Source organism: Streptomyces sp. NPDC028298 (assembly GCF_055565895.1).
Genome location: NZ_JBVHTL010000005.1, coordinates 426,405 through 438,766, shown reverse-complemented (window position 1 = coordinate 438,766; position 12,362 = coordinate 426,405). Strand labels below are relative to the sequence as shown.

Below are 12,362 nucleotides of genomic sequence, written 5' to 3'. Positions count from 1 at the left end.
CCCCGCTGACCAGGGCCGACCCGGACCGCGGGCGCCGGACGCCGTCATCTGGGGGTGACCAGCCGCGCCTCGTACGCGAACACCGCCGCCTGCGTGCGGTCCCGCAGCCCCAGCTTCACCAGGATGCGGCTCACATGGGTCTTGATCGTCGACTCCGCGACGACGAGCCGCTCGGCGATCTCCGCGTTCGAGAGCCCCTGCGCGATCAGGACCAGCACCTCCGTCTCCCGGTCGGTCAGATCCCCGTACGAGCCGTGCGCCGTCGCCGGCGGCCTCGGCTCCTCCGCGAGCTTGGAGAACTCCGTGATCAGCCGCCGGGTGACCGAGGGGGCGAGCAGCGCCTCCCCGGCCGACACCACCCTCACCCCGTCGGCGAGCTGGCGGGCCGAGGCGTCCTTGAGCAGGAAGCCGGAGGCCCCCGCGCGCAGCGCCTGGTACACGTACTCGTCGAGGTCGAACGTCGTCAGGACCAGCACCTTCGCGGCGCCGTCCGCGGCGACGATCTCCCGGGTCGCGTCGATGCCGTTCATCTCCGGCATGCGGATGTCCATCAGCACGACGTCCGGCCGCAGTTCGCGGACCCGCTCGACCGCCTCCCGGCCGTTGACCGCCTCGCCGACCACCTCGATGTCCGGCATCGCGCCCAGCAGCACGGAGAAGCCCTCGCGGACCATCATCTGGTCGTCGGCGATCAGCACGCGGATCGCCCGACCCGTACCGTCCGTCATCCGTTCTGCTCCCCCGACGGCACCGGCAGGAACACCGCCACCTCGTACCCTCCGTCGTCCGTGACGCCCGTCGTCATCTCGCCGTCCAGCATCGTGACCCGCTCGCGCATGCCCGTGATGCCGTGCCCCGCGCCGTGCGTGGACTTCTCCAGGGTGGTCACCGGCGCGGGGCCGTTGACTATGCGCAGGCCGAGCCCGCCGAGCACGTAGCCGATCTCGACACGGGCGGAGGCGCCCGGCGCGTGCCGCAGGGTGTTGCTGAGGGCCTCCTGGACGATCCGGTACGCCGACAGCTCGACGCCCTGGGGAAGTTCGCGCACCGCGCCGGTGACCGCCTTCTCCACCGTCAGACCCGCCTCCCGCACATTGGCCAGGAGCCCGTCCAGGTCGGCGAGGGTGGGCTGCGGCGCGTCCGGCGCCTCGTAGTCCTCGGCCCTGACCACGCCCAGGACCCGGCGCAGCTCGGTCAGCGCCGCCACCGCGTTCTCCCGGATCGTGACGAACGCCTGCTCCAGCTCCGGGGGCGGGTTCTCCACCCGGTAGGGCGCCGCCTCCGCCTGGATGGCGACCACCGACATGTGGTGGGCCACCACGTCGTGCAGCTCGCGGGCGATCGTCGTGCGCTCCTCGAGCAGCGTGCGCCGGGAACGCTCGTGTGCCGTCTCCGACTGGTGCGCCGTGACCTCCTGCGCGGCCTCCCTGCGGATGTTCCTGACCGTGACGATCAGGAGGATCAGCGCGGAGACGAACAGGAGCGGGAAGGAGTTCGCGCTGTAGTAGCCCCCGCCGAAGAAGGTCTCGGCCGCCAGGCTGTACGCGGCGGTCAGCAGCCACATCCAGACCGCGACGCGAGGACGCGACCGCAGGGCGACGACCGTCAGCACGGTGACGTGGGCCATGAAGCTGCCGGGCGCCCACGGCCAGTCGCCCCACGAGCCGTCGAACACGGAGACGACCGGGACCGCGGCGAGCGAGAGCCAGAAGGCGCCGATCGGACGGACGAGCGTCGCCAGGACCGGGAGCAGGGCGAGGAGCCCGCACAGCAGGGACGCGAACGGTCCGCCGCCGGGGCCGCCGGCGGCGGTGGACCCCGCGGCCATGGCCAGCAGTCCCGCCGCGGCCACCACCGCGTGCGGGGTCCAGGCGGCGTACCTGCGCAGGCCCGGAGACAGGCGACGGGTGATGGGGCCGTCGGTGCGCATGCGGGGCAGCGGGCGGTAGGCGAAGGCGTCGTGGAACATGTCCTGCCGCAGGCCGCGCAGGGCGTCCGCCGCGAGGCGGTACTCCGGGCTGTGCTGCCTGCCCCCGGCGCCGCCGGGGGGCGGGGACGTCGTCTGCGTGTGGGTCGTCTCGGTCACGTTCAGAACGGTAGGCCGGACGGGGGCCGCGGTCGTCACCTGCGAGGAGGGTCCTTCCGGGTCCGTCTCAGGTACTACGGGCGGCCCCGTCCGTCATCCCCGCTCCTGAGCGCGCTACCAGGCCAGTTGCGCGATCTCCTCGGCCACCACGGCGCAGGCGTCGGCGGCCGGGTCGATCAGGGGGAAGTGGCCGACGTCCTCCAGCAGCGTCAGCCCCACCACCTCGCCGGCCTTGGCCGCCGCGTCCGCGTACGACTCGGCGACCGCCTGCGGGACGACGATGTCGGTGCGGCCCTGGACGAGCGTGGTGGCGATGCCGGTGGGGAGCAGGCGCACGGGGTCGGCGTAGGGCAGGCGTTCCGCGAACGTGGCCTGTCCTCCGAGGAGTTGGCGGGAGGCCCCGCCGCACACGTCGAGTTTCTCCGCGACCTCGAAGTCGGCGATCGGGGCGAGGGCGACGACGCCGCGCAGCGGTGCGGGGCGGTCGGTGTGCCAGGGCGCGTCGGCGGGCAGGAGGTGGCGGGCCGCGGCCCACAGGGCCAGGTGACCGCCCGCCGAGTGACCGGTGATCACGATGCGCCGGGCGTCGGCCTGGGGAAGCGCCGCGCGGACGAGGGCGGGCAGCGCGTCGAGCGCGGCCGCCACGTCGTCGAAGGTGTCGGGCCAGCGGCCGGCGACCGGGGCGCCGGCCGCGGTGTCATCCGTCCCGGAGGAGCCGGCGTCGTCCCGTCCGGGGTCGGCGGGGCCGCTCTGCGCGGGGATCGCGGGCCCGGCACCGGCGGGTGAGGGCGCCTCTCCCCGGCGGTACTCGACGTTCGCCACGGCGAATCCGCGGCGCGTCAGGAAGTCGGCGAACGGGGTGATGTGGCGGCGGTCGTACGGGGCACGCCAGGCGCCGCCATGCAGCACGACCACGACAGGGGTGAGGACCTCCGGGTCGGGGTCGCGGGGGGCGTAGAAGTCGATCACCTGGTCGGGGTGGTCGCCGTACGCCAGGGTGACGTCCGGGTCCACCGGCGGGTGCGAGAAGGCCGACGCCTCTTCGGCGGCGTCGCGCGCGATCGCGGCGTCGTCGCCGTCCCGGGGTGCGGCGTCGTCCTGCATGCTCCAACCTCTCAGCGGTGAAACGGATTTGGCGGGCGGGGGAACAATTCGGCCGTTCGCGGGGACGGTATCAGGCCGGTGACGTGGGTCGACAGCGGGCTGTCACTCTCGGTCATCGGGGGAACGGTTCTCCTGTTCGCCCTGTCCCGGGTGGGCAGTCGCCCGGCGTACGGGCAGGGGCGGAGGGGATTTCACCCCCTCCGCCCCTGCCCGTCCCGTACCCGGGGCTCCGCCCCGGACCCCGCTCCTCGAACGCCGGAGGGGCTGAAATTCTCGCCACGGGGCTGAAATCTGCCCGGCGGCCGGGCCTCGCGGCCGATTCAGCCCAACGTCTCCGCCAGGATCCTCGCCGCTCGTTCCGCGTCCGTGAAGCCGACGTACAGGGGGGTGAAGCCGAAGCGGAGGATGTCCGGGTGGCGGAAGTCGCCGACCACTCCGTTGTCGATCAGCCGCTTCATCACCGCGCCCGCGTCCGCGCAGCGCAGGGCCACCTGGCTGCCCCGTTCCGCGTGCGCGGCGGGGGTCACCGACTCGACCCGGCCCTCGGGGACGTACGCCGCGACGCACTCCAGGAAGAAGTCGGTCAGGGCGAGCGACTTGGCGCGGACGCTGTCGATCGAGACCCCGTCCCACACCTCCAGCGCCGCTTCCAGGGCCAGCATCGAGAGGATGTCCGGCGTGCCGACCCGCCCGCGCAGCGCGCCCGGCGCGGGCTCGTAGGACGAACTCATCGCGAAGGGCTCGGCGTGCGAGTTCCAGCCCGGCAGCGGGGAGTCGAACCGGTCCTGGAGGTCCGCGCGCACGTACAGGTACGCGGGCGAACCGGGGCCGCCGTTCAGGTACTTGTAGGTGCAGCCGACCGCGAGGTCCACCCCGTGCTCGTCGAGACCGACCGGCAGGGCACCCGCGGTGTGGCACAGGTCCCAGACGGCGAGCGCGCCCGCCGCGTGGATCGCGGCGGTGAGGGAGGGCAGGTCGTAGCACCGGCCGGTGCGGTAGTCGACGTGGTTGAGGAGCACGGCCGCCGTGCGCGGGCCGAGCGCCGAGGGCACCTCGTCCGGGTCGACCGGGCGCAGCTCACAGCCCGTCATCCGGGCCGCCGACGCCGCGATGTACCCGTCGGTCGGGAACGTCGTCGCGTCGACGAGGATCTCGTCGCGCCCCTCGCCCGCCAGCCGTACGGCGCCCACCAGGGCCTTGAAGACGTTCACGCTGGTCGAGTCGCCGACCACGATCTGGCCCGGCGCCGCGCCGACCAGCGGGGCGATGCGGTCACCGATCCGCTCCGGCGCGGTCCACCAGCCGCTCTCCTCCCAGGAGCGGATGCGCAGTTCGCCCCACTGCCTGCGCACGACGTCCTCGACCCGGCCGGGCACCTCGGCCGGCAGCGCGCCGAGCGAGTTCCCGTCCAGGTACACCACGTCGTCGAGCACGAACCGCTTGCGCAGTCCGGCGAGTTCGTCGGCCGCGTCCAGCTCGGCCGCCCGCGCGGCGAGCGCGGACAGATGGGCTCGCTCAGACATAGGACCTCGCCGTCCACAGCTCGGGGAACACGTTCTTCTGCGCGCGCTTCTCCAGCCAGGCCACTCCGGCGGAGCCGCCGGTGCCGGTCTTCGAGCCCATCGCCCGCCGGGTCGCGACGAGGTGGTCGTTGCGCCAGCGCCACACCAGCTCGGCGACATCGGTCAGCGCCTCGCCCAGGCGGGCGAGCTCGTCGCTGTCGTCACCGGCGTACAGGGCCGTCCACACGGCCTGCACCTCGGGCACGGGCTCGTAGCGGAGCGACACGTCACGCTCCAGCACCGAGGCCGGGATCGCGTGGCCGCGCCGCGCGAGGAGCCGCAGCACCTCGTCGTACAGGCTCGGCTCGTGCAGCGCCTTCTCCAGCTCGGCGTACACCCGCGGCGCGCCCCGGTGCGGGACGAGCATCGAAGCGGACTTCTCGCCGAGCAGGAACTCCATGCGCCGGTACATCGCCGACTGGAAGCCGGACCCCTCGCCGAGGGCCGAGCGGTAGGAGTTGAACTGCGCGGGCGTGAGCTGTCCGAGCGGCCGCCAGGACGCGTTGAGCGCCTCCAGCTCCCGCACGGACCGCTTCAGCGCGGCCACCGCGACGGGGACGTCGTCCGCGCGCAGCGCCTTGGCCGCCGTCTCCCACTCGTGGACGATGACCGTGAACCACAGCTCCATGACCTGGGTCGTCACCAGGAAGACCATCTCTCCGGGGTCGTCGGAGAGGGTGTGCTGGAGGTGGGTGAGCACGTCCGCCTGTACGTAGTCCTCGTACGGCGTCGTGCCCTGGAAGTCGAGATGCGGGGTCTCGGGCTCCTGAGCCTGCGTGGGCTGAGCCTGGTGGGACATCGCTGTCTCCTGATTGTGCTCCGGGTAGCGGTCCGCCCCTGCCGTTACCGACACGGGGGCCCCGGTCCCCACCGGGCATCCTCCACAATCGTCCCCCGAAACCGCAAGGTCCGCCCGGTCACACCGGGCGGACCCGCGCCGGGGGCCCCGCGGACGGGGCCACCGGCGGGATTCCGGCCTAGCCGAGGGTCTGGGCCGCCGTCGGCGAGGAGTCCTTCAGGAACTGGCTGCAGCGCTCGTACTCCTCCTGCTCGCCGATCGCCTGCGCGGCGCGGGCGAGGGCGTGCAGGGCGCGCAGGAAGCCGCGGTTCGGCTCGTGCTCCCAGGGCACCGGGCCGTGGCCCTTCCAGCCGTTGCGGCGCAGCGCGTCCAGGCCGCGGTGGTAGCCGGTACGGGCGTAGGCGTACGACTCGACGACGCCGCCCCGCTCGAACGCGTCGTCGGCGAGCTGCGCCCAGGCGAGCGAGGAGGTGGGGTACTTCGCGGCGACGTCGGTGGGGGCCGTGCCGTTCGCGAGGAGCTCGCGCGGCTCCGGGTCGTCGGGCAGACGGGTCGGGGGCGGTCCCCCGAGGAGGTTCTCGTGAATCGTCATGGGTTCCAGTCTGCTGCATTCTCCGTGATCGTCGACGGTCGCCCACGGCGGCGGGGGAACGATCCGCTCCGGACGCGGGCCCCGGACGGGCGCCGGCCGGACGTGTTCACGCCACGCGGTCGGAGCCGGGTGGGTCGCCCCCGAGGACGCCCCGGGAGCGCTCCGGCTCCAGCGGGGGTGCCGTCAGGGAACCGTGCCTGCGGCACTCGGGGCGCAGACAGCCCGGCGGCGGGCGGCGCACCGTCGTGAAGGCCAGCACCGCGCCGACCACCAGCACGCCCGCGCACAGCGGCATCGCCCGGCGGAACGCCGCGTCGAAGGCGTCCGCCGAGCGGTACGCCTCCGGTCCCATCCCGGTGAGCAGCGGCAGCGCGGCCACGGCGACGAGCCCGGCCGCGCGGGCGGCCGCGTTGTTGATCCCGCTGGCCAGGCCCGCCCGCCCGGTGTCCACCGAGGCCAGGACGGTCGCGGTCAGCGGCGCCACCAGGGTCACCATGCCCAGGCCCATCACCAGCAGCGCGGGCAGCACGTCGGCCACGTACGACGCGTCCTCGCCGACACGCAGCATCAGCAGCATGCCCGCCGCGCACAGCAGCGGCCCGACCGTCAGCGGGATGCGCGGTCCGATGCGCTGGGAGAGTTCGCCGGAGCGGGCGGAGAAGAGCAGCATCAGGGCCGTGGTCGGCAGGAGTGCCGTGCCGGCCTGGAGCGCCGAGTAGCCGGCCACGACCTGGAGCTGGAGCGCGGTCAGGAAGAAGAACCCGCCGAAGGCCGCGTAGACGCACAGGGTCACCAGGTTGACGGCCGTGAACTGGCGCGAGGCGAAGATGTCGAGCGGCATCATCGGATCGGGCCGCCGCCGCTCGACGTACACGAAGGCCACCCCCGCCGCCACGCCCGCGACCGCGGCGACCGGCACCAGCACGGAACCGCTCGGGGCCTCGATCAGGGCGTACGTCACCAGGGCGAGCGAGAGCGCGCCGAGGACGGCGCCGAGGACGTCGAAGCCTCGGTGGGCGGCACCTCCCCCGCTCCCGGCCCCGTCCGGGCGGGCGGTCGACCCGGTGGATTCGGGCACGTGGCGCAGGGCGACCGGGGCGCACACCAGCGCGACGGGAATGTTCAGCAGGAACACCCAGCGCCAGCCCGGCCCGTCCACCAGCCAGCCGCCCAGGAACGGCCCGACGGCGGCCCCGACTCCCCCGAAGCCCGACCACAGGCCGATGGCGCGGGACCGGTCGTCCGGATGGAAGGAGGCCTGGATGATCGCCAGCGAACCGGGGGTGAGCAGCGCCCCGCCGACGCCCTGGAGGACGCGGGCCGCGATCAGCACGCCCACGTTCGGCGCGAGCCCGCACAGCAGTGAGGCGGCGGCGAACCACACCACGCCGAGGACGAAGATCCTCCGGCGCCCGAACCGGTCCCCGAGCGAGCCGCCCAGCAGGATCAGCCCGGCCAGCGAGAGCATGTAGCCGTTCACGGTCCACTGGAGGGCGGCGAGGCTCGCGTCCAGGTCACGGCCGATGGTCGGCAGGGCCACGTTGACGACGGTCGAGTCCAGCAGGGCCATGCTGGAGCCGAGGACGGTGGTCAGCAGGATCCACTTCCCCGTCGGGGAGGCGATCCGTACCGCGGGTCCACTCGCCGCGGGTCTGCCGTCCGATGCGTCGCGCGCAGGCACAGCCATACCTCGGAGCATACGGAAGGGCCCGGCACCATGGCAGGTGCCGGGCCCTTCCGGGGGGACGATCGACAGGCGGCCGTAGCCGGCGGACGGTCCCCGGTCGACTACTTGAGGCGGGTGCCCGTGGAACGCAGGGCGGCGCAGGCCTCGGTCACACGCTGGGCCATGCCGGCCTCGGCGAGCTTGCCCCAGGTGCGCGGGTCGTACTTCGACTTGGTGCCGACCTCGCCGTCGACCTTCAGGACACCGTCGTAGTTGCGGAACATGTGGTCCACGACCGGACGGGTGAAGGCGTACTGGGTGTCGGTGTCGAGGTTCATCTTCACGACGCCGTTCTCCAGCGCGGTGGCGATCTCCTCGGCGGTGGAGCCGGAGCCGCCGTGGAAGACGAAGTCGAACGGGCTCGCCTTGCCGTACTTGGCGGCGACACCCTCCTGGAGGTCCTTGAGGAGCTCGGGGCGCAGGACGACGTTGCCCGGCTTGTACACACCGTGCACGTTGCCGAACGAGGCGGCGAGCAGGTAGCGGCCCTTGTCGCCCAGGCCGAGGGCCTCGGCGGTGCGCAGCGCGTCCTCGACGGTCGTGTACAGCTCGTCGTTGATCTCGTGGCTGACGCCGTCCTCCTCGCCACCGGTCGGGGTGATCTCGACCTCGAGGATGATCTTCGCGGCGACGGCCTTGGCGAGCAGCTCCTGGCCGATGGCCAGGTTGTCGGCGAGGGTCTCGGCGGAGCCGTCCCACATGTGGGACTGGAACAGCGGGTTCTCGCCCTTGGCGACGCGCGCGGCGGAGATGTCGAGCAGCGGACGTACGTAGCCGTCCAGCTTGTCCTTGGGGCAGTGGTCCGTGTGCAGCGCGACCGTGATGTCGTACTTCGCGGCGACGATGTGCGCGAACTCGGCGAGCGCGACGGCGCCGGTCACCATGTCCTTGTTGTGCTGACCGCCCAGGAACTCCGCACCACCGGTGGAGATCTGGATGATGCCGTCGCTCTCGGCCTCCGCGAAGCCGCGCAGCGCAGCGTGCAGGGTCTGGGACGAGGTCACGTTGATGGCCGGGTAGGCGAACTTGCCTGCCTTCGCCCGGTCGAGCATCTCGTTGTAGACCTCGGGGGTTGCGATGGGCATCTGTCCGCTCCTTGTATGTGCGGGTCTGCGTACTGCTGCTGCGGTACGACGGGACTGGTGCTTATGGCCCTGACCTAGGGGGGCGACGTCATCGTCGGCCCCATCTTTCCAGACGCCGCCGGTGAGATAGGACACCCCGTCCGACATGCGGGACCCGGCGTTCGGCCGGGTCCCGTGAGAGCGTCGTCAGTCGAGTCCCAACTCGCCCTTGGCGTAGGCGAAGAGGTACGGAACACCGGCGCCGGCCTCGATCTTCTCGGCCGCGCCGGTGGCACGGTCGACGATCGTGGCGACGCCGACGACCTCGGCCCCGGCCTCGCGGACGGCCTGGACGGCCTCCAGCGGGGAGCCGCCGGTCGTCGAGGTGTCCTCGACCACGAGGACGCGGCGGCCCTTGATCTCGGGACCCTCGACACGGCGCTGCAGACCGTGCGCCTTGGCGGCCTTGCGGACGACGAACGCGTCCAGCCTGCGGCCCTGGGCGGCGGCGGCGTGCAGCATCGCGCCGGCGACCGGGTCGGCGCCCATCGTCAGCCCGCCGACCGCGTCGAAGTCCAGGCCTTCGGTGAGGTCGAGGAGGACCTGCCCGACGAGCGGGGCGGCCTCGCCGTCCAGCGTGATCCGGCGCAGGTCCACGTAGTAGTCGGCCTCAAGACCCGAGGAGAGGGTCACCTTGCCGTGCACCACGGCCTTGTCCTTGATCTGCTGCAGCAGCTCGCCGCGTACGTCACTCATGGGGGCCAGCTTAGAGGCGCCGCCAGCTCCAGGTCGTGGTGGCTTCGAGGGGCTCGATGGGTGTGACCAGCCGGGGGTGGGTGTTGAGCCCGTTCGGCGGACCCGTCTGCGGCTCCACGCACACGGCGGCCTCCTGCTCGTCGTAGACGACGACCCACTGCTCACGGCTCGCGACCTTCAGCTCCAGCCGCTCCGGCCAGGTAAGGGTGACGTCGACGCCCTCCGGCATGCCGAAGCAGTCGTCCCAGGGGCCGGGCGCCGGGTCGACGCGGCGGCCGGTGGGCAGGTGGTCGTCGCCCCGCTCCTCCTGCCAGGCCGGCTGGAAGTCCACCCGGACGTCGTCGCCGCCGTCCCCCAGGTTCCTGTTGAACCAGGGATGCCAGCCGATCTGCGCCGGGAACGACTCCCCGTACGTCTCCACCGACATGGTGATCGCCAGGCTGTCCCCGGTGAGGGCGAACGCCTGGGTGACGCGGGCGGGGTGCGGCCAGGGCTCGACCAGGTCGTACGTGATCACGGCCTCGTCCGCGGTGACGCGGGCCCTCTTCCAGGCGCCGTCGCGGGCGGTGCCGTGGATGGCGTGCGGCGGGGAGTTGAGCGGCATCTGCCGGACGGTGGCGCCGTCGAGGAACCGGCCGTCGCGGATCCGTCCGCACCAGGGGACCATCGGGAAGCACCCGAACTTCGCGCCCTGCCGCAGCAGTTCGACGCCGCCGACCCGCAGACTCCCGACCCGTCCGCCGTTGCCCGGCGTCACGGTCACCTCCGCGTCACCCGCGGTCAGCGTGATGTCTTCGTTACTCACGGAGCCGACCCTACTGGGGCGGGAGCACCATATGGTTCCCCCGCCCTCGTCACCGGCGGGAGCGCGGCACGGTTCCCGCCGCCGTCGTCACCGGCTCAACGGCGCTTGCGCAGGGCCCGGGTGAGCGCGATCGCCGAGGCCAGCGCCAGCGCCGCCGCGGGGGCCGCCCAGCGCAGGGTGGCGCGTGCGGCGGTGGCCTCCGGCGGGGGGACGGGGGCGTAGCGGCCGCGCGGCGGGGCGTGGTCGACCTCCTCCGCGCTGCGCCCGATCATCGTCCGCCGCGCGTGCGCCGCCTCGGCCATCGCGTCCGCCCTTCCCGGTCCCGCGGTCTCCGCCGCGAAGTCCTCCCCGTCGAACTCGTCCTCCTCGCCCACGGGGCCGAGCGAGGAGGAGGCCACGTCGGCCTCGAATCCGGGCTCGGAGTCGGCCTCGAATCCAGGCTCGCCCTCGGAGTCGAACCCGGACTCGGAATCGACCTCGGCTCCGGACCCGGCGTCGGGGAAGGACCCCGGTCCGGCATCGGACGCCGGTCCCGCTTCGGACGCCGGTCCGGCATCAGACACCGGTCCGGATTCCGGCACGGGTCCGGATTCGGCGGGCGCCGGTTCGCCTTCGGCGGCCGGCGCCGGTTCGCCTTCGGGCACGGGCTCTTCGGCGGGCGCCGTTCCGGCCTCGGGATCGGGGCCGACCTCGGGGGCCGGCGTGGGCCCGGGCGCGGCCTCGGCTCCCGCCCCAGGGCCGGGCTCGGAGCCGAACCCGGAGTCGGGGGCGGAGCCGGAGCCGGAGTCGGGGGCGGAGCCGGACTCCGGGGCGGAACCGGAGGCGGGGGCGGAGCCGGAATCCGGGGCGGAGCCGGAGGCGGGGGCGGAGCCGGAATCCGGGGCGGAGCCGGAGTCGGGGGCGGAGGCGGGGGCGGAGCCGGAATCCGGGGCGGAGCCGGAGGCGGGTTGTGCCGCGAGGTCCGATGTCACGGCTTCGGCGAAGCGGGTCAGCAGGCGCGTGCCCGTCGAGGCCACGGCGTCGTGCGGGAGTTCCGCCACGCGGCCGTCGCCGGAGGCCGTCCCCCCGAACGCGAGGGTGGTGCCGCCTTCGGCGGGAAGAAGCCGCAGGATCAGCGCCAGCTTCACCGCACCGCCGCCGCGCACCTCGGTCGCGTCGCCCTCGACGGCGTACGAGCCGTCGCCGCGGGCGGAGACACGGAACGCTCCGCGATAGGTGATCGTGTGACCGGCGACGCGGACCTTCAGCCGCCCGGCGACCCGCGCGTCCCGCCCGTCCCCGGCACCCGAGGACCCGTCCGCGCCGGCCCGCCCGGCCCCGGGGACGGACGGCGAGCCGCCGTCCGCGTCGGCCGCGCCGTCGGCACCGGCCGACGCGTCCTGCTGGAGACCCGGGATCGCGCGGGCGACCCGGACGGGATCGGCCAGCAGCTCGCGCAGCCGCCCGGCCGGAAACGGAACGAACACCTCATGCTCCATGTCAGCCGAGCCTACCCAGCACGAACCGGACCGCACCCGCGTATCCCGGGATTCCCGGACTCCCCCTCAGTCGGGGTACCGCGGATGCACCAGCGTGGACGGCGGGAGCGGACGGTGACCGCGACTGCGGGAGGCGGCGCGCGCGTCCGCGGTGAGGGCCGCCTGGGTGAGGGTGCGCAGCCGCGGGCAGGAGGAGTCCAGCCGCAGGGGCGCGGGCGCCCGGGAGGCGAGGATGAAACCCCAGTCGCCCGCGGCCCCCGGGACCCGGTCGGCGCGGGGGGCGGGGCGGGGCGTGGGGGCTTCGTTCCGGGCGCCAACCCGGTGCGGCCTGGTGGAAAGGGCCGCCCCCCGGGGCGTCCCGTCGGACATCCAAAAAAGCCAGTTGCAGTT

Annotated in this window: 11 protein-coding genes and 1 pseudogene; all 12 read right to left on the bottom strand. The window is 73.7% G+C overall.

Annotated features, from left to right (window positions below; genetic code table 11):
* Window positions 1-44 precede the first annotated feature (44 nt).
* Window positions 45-728, bottom strand: coding sequence for a response regulator (locus ACZ4TO_RS24655; protein WP_468025215.1), 684 nt, complete (start codon window positions 726-728; stop codon window positions 45-47).
* Window positions 725-2,086, bottom strand: coding sequence for a sensor histidine kinase (locus tag ACZ4TO_RS24650; RefSeq protein ID WP_468025214.1), 1,362 nt, complete (start codon window positions 2,084-2,086; stop codon window positions 725-727). Before ACZ4TO_RS24650 ends, ACZ4TO_RS24655 begins: the two co-directional genes overlap by 4 nt.
* A gap of 114 nt (window positions 2,087-2,200) precedes the next feature.
* The gene (locus tag ACZ4TO_RS24645; RefSeq protein ID WP_382783769.1) at window positions 2,201-3,190 is read right to left on the bottom strand and encodes an alpha/beta hydrolase family protein; all 990 of its coding nucleotides are present in this window, start codon (window positions 3,188-3,190) and stop codon (window positions 2,201-2,203) included.
* Window positions 3,191-3,510: 320 nt separating this feature from the next.
* Window positions 3,511-4,713 (bottom strand): kynureninase, encoded by a 1,203-nt coding sequence (gene kynU, locus ACZ4TO_RS24640; RefSeq protein WP_382783765.1) that lies wholly within the window; start codon window positions 4,711-4,713, stop codon window positions 3,511-3,513.
* Entirely contained in the window at window positions 4,706-5,551 is an 846-nt protein-coding gene (locus tag ACZ4TO_RS24635) for a tryptophan 2,3-dioxygenase family protein (RefSeq protein ID WP_382783762.1), read from the bottom strand. Before ACZ4TO_RS24635 ends, kynU begins: the two co-directional genes overlap by 8 nt.
* Window positions 5,552-5,729: 178 nt before the next feature.
* Window positions 5,730-6,143 (bottom strand): DUF3151 domain-containing protein, encoded by a 414-nt coding sequence (locus ACZ4TO_RS24630; RefSeq protein WP_382783758.1) that lies wholly within the window; start codon window positions 6,141-6,143, stop codon window positions 5,730-5,732.
* Window positions 6,144-6,249: 106 nt separating this feature from the next.
* A complete protein-coding gene (locus ACZ4TO_RS24625) occupies window positions 6,250-7,830 on the bottom strand; it encodes an MFS transporter (RefSeq protein WP_468025213.1) in 1,581 nt (526 codons plus the stop codon).
* A gap of 101 nt (window positions 7,831-7,931) precedes the next feature.
* Complete coding sequence (gene fbaA, locus ACZ4TO_RS24620; protein WP_361685384.1) at window positions 7,932-8,954, bottom strand: class II fructose-bisphosphate aldolase; 1,023 nt, start codon at window positions 8,952-8,954, stop codon at window positions 7,932-7,934.
* A 186-nt stretch (window positions 8,955-9,140) separates the two neighbouring features.
* On the bottom strand, window positions 9,141-9,689 hold the full coding sequence (pyrE, locus tag ACZ4TO_RS24615; RefSeq protein ID WP_382783752.1) for an orotate phosphoribosyltransferase: 549 nt from the start codon (window positions 9,687-9,689) through the stop codon (window positions 9,141-9,143).
* 10 nt (window positions 9,690-9,699) lie between these two features.
* Window positions 9,700-10,494, bottom strand: coding sequence for an aldose epimerase family protein (locus ACZ4TO_RS24610; RefSeq protein ID WP_468025212.1), 795 nt, complete (start codon window positions 10,492-10,494; stop codon window positions 9,700-9,702).
* 95 nt (window positions 10,495-10,589) lie between these two features.
* On the bottom strand, window positions 10,590-11,972 hold the full coding sequence (locus tag ACZ4TO_RS24605; protein ID WP_468025211.1) for an SRPBCC family protein: 1,383 nt from the start codon (window positions 11,970-11,972) through the stop codon (window positions 10,590-10,592).
* 66 nt (window positions 11,973-12,038) lie between these two features.
* A pseudogene (locus tag ACZ4TO_RS24600) lies at window positions 12,039-12,362 on the bottom strand (spermidine synthase); the annotation flags it as partial.

Excerpts from the sequence above, each read along its gene's own strand:
- ACZ4TO_RS24655 (WP_468025215.1), bottom strand. The coding sequence starts at position 728 with ATGACGGACGGTACGGGTCGGGCGATCCGCGTGCTGATCGCCGACGAC.
- ACZ4TO_RS24645 (WP_382783769.1), bottom strand. The coding sequence starts at position 3,190 with ATGCAGGACGACGCCGCACCCCGGGACGGCGACGACGCCGCGATCGCG.
- kynU (WP_382783765.1), bottom strand. The coding sequence starts at position 4,713 with ATGTCTGAGCGAGCCCATCTGTCCGCGCTCGCCGCGCGGGCGGCCGAG.
- ACZ4TO_RS24635 (WP_382783762.1), bottom strand. The coding sequence starts at position 5,551 with ATGTCCCACCAGGCTCAGCCCACGCAGGCTCAGGAGCCCGAGACCCCG.
- ACZ4TO_RS24630 (WP_382783758.1), bottom strand. The coding sequence starts at position 6,143 with ATGACGATTCACGAGAACCTCCTCGGGGGACCGCCCCCGACCCGTCTG.
- ACZ4TO_RS24625 (WP_468025213.1), bottom strand. The coding sequence starts at position 7,830 with ATGGCTGTGCCTGCGCGCGACGCATCGGACGGCAGACCCGCGGCGAGT.
- fbaA (WP_361685384.1), bottom strand. The coding sequence starts at position 8,954 with ATGCCCATCGCAACCCCCGAGGTCTACAACGAGATGCTCGACCGGGCG.
- pyrE (WP_382783752.1), bottom strand. The coding sequence starts at position 9,689 with ATGAGTGACGTACGCGGCGAGCTGCTGCAGCAGATCAAGGACAAGGCC.
- ACZ4TO_RS24605 (WP_468025211.1), bottom strand. The coding sequence starts at position 11,972 with ATGGAGCATGAGGTGTTCGTTCCGTTTCCGGCCGGGCGGCTGCGCGAG.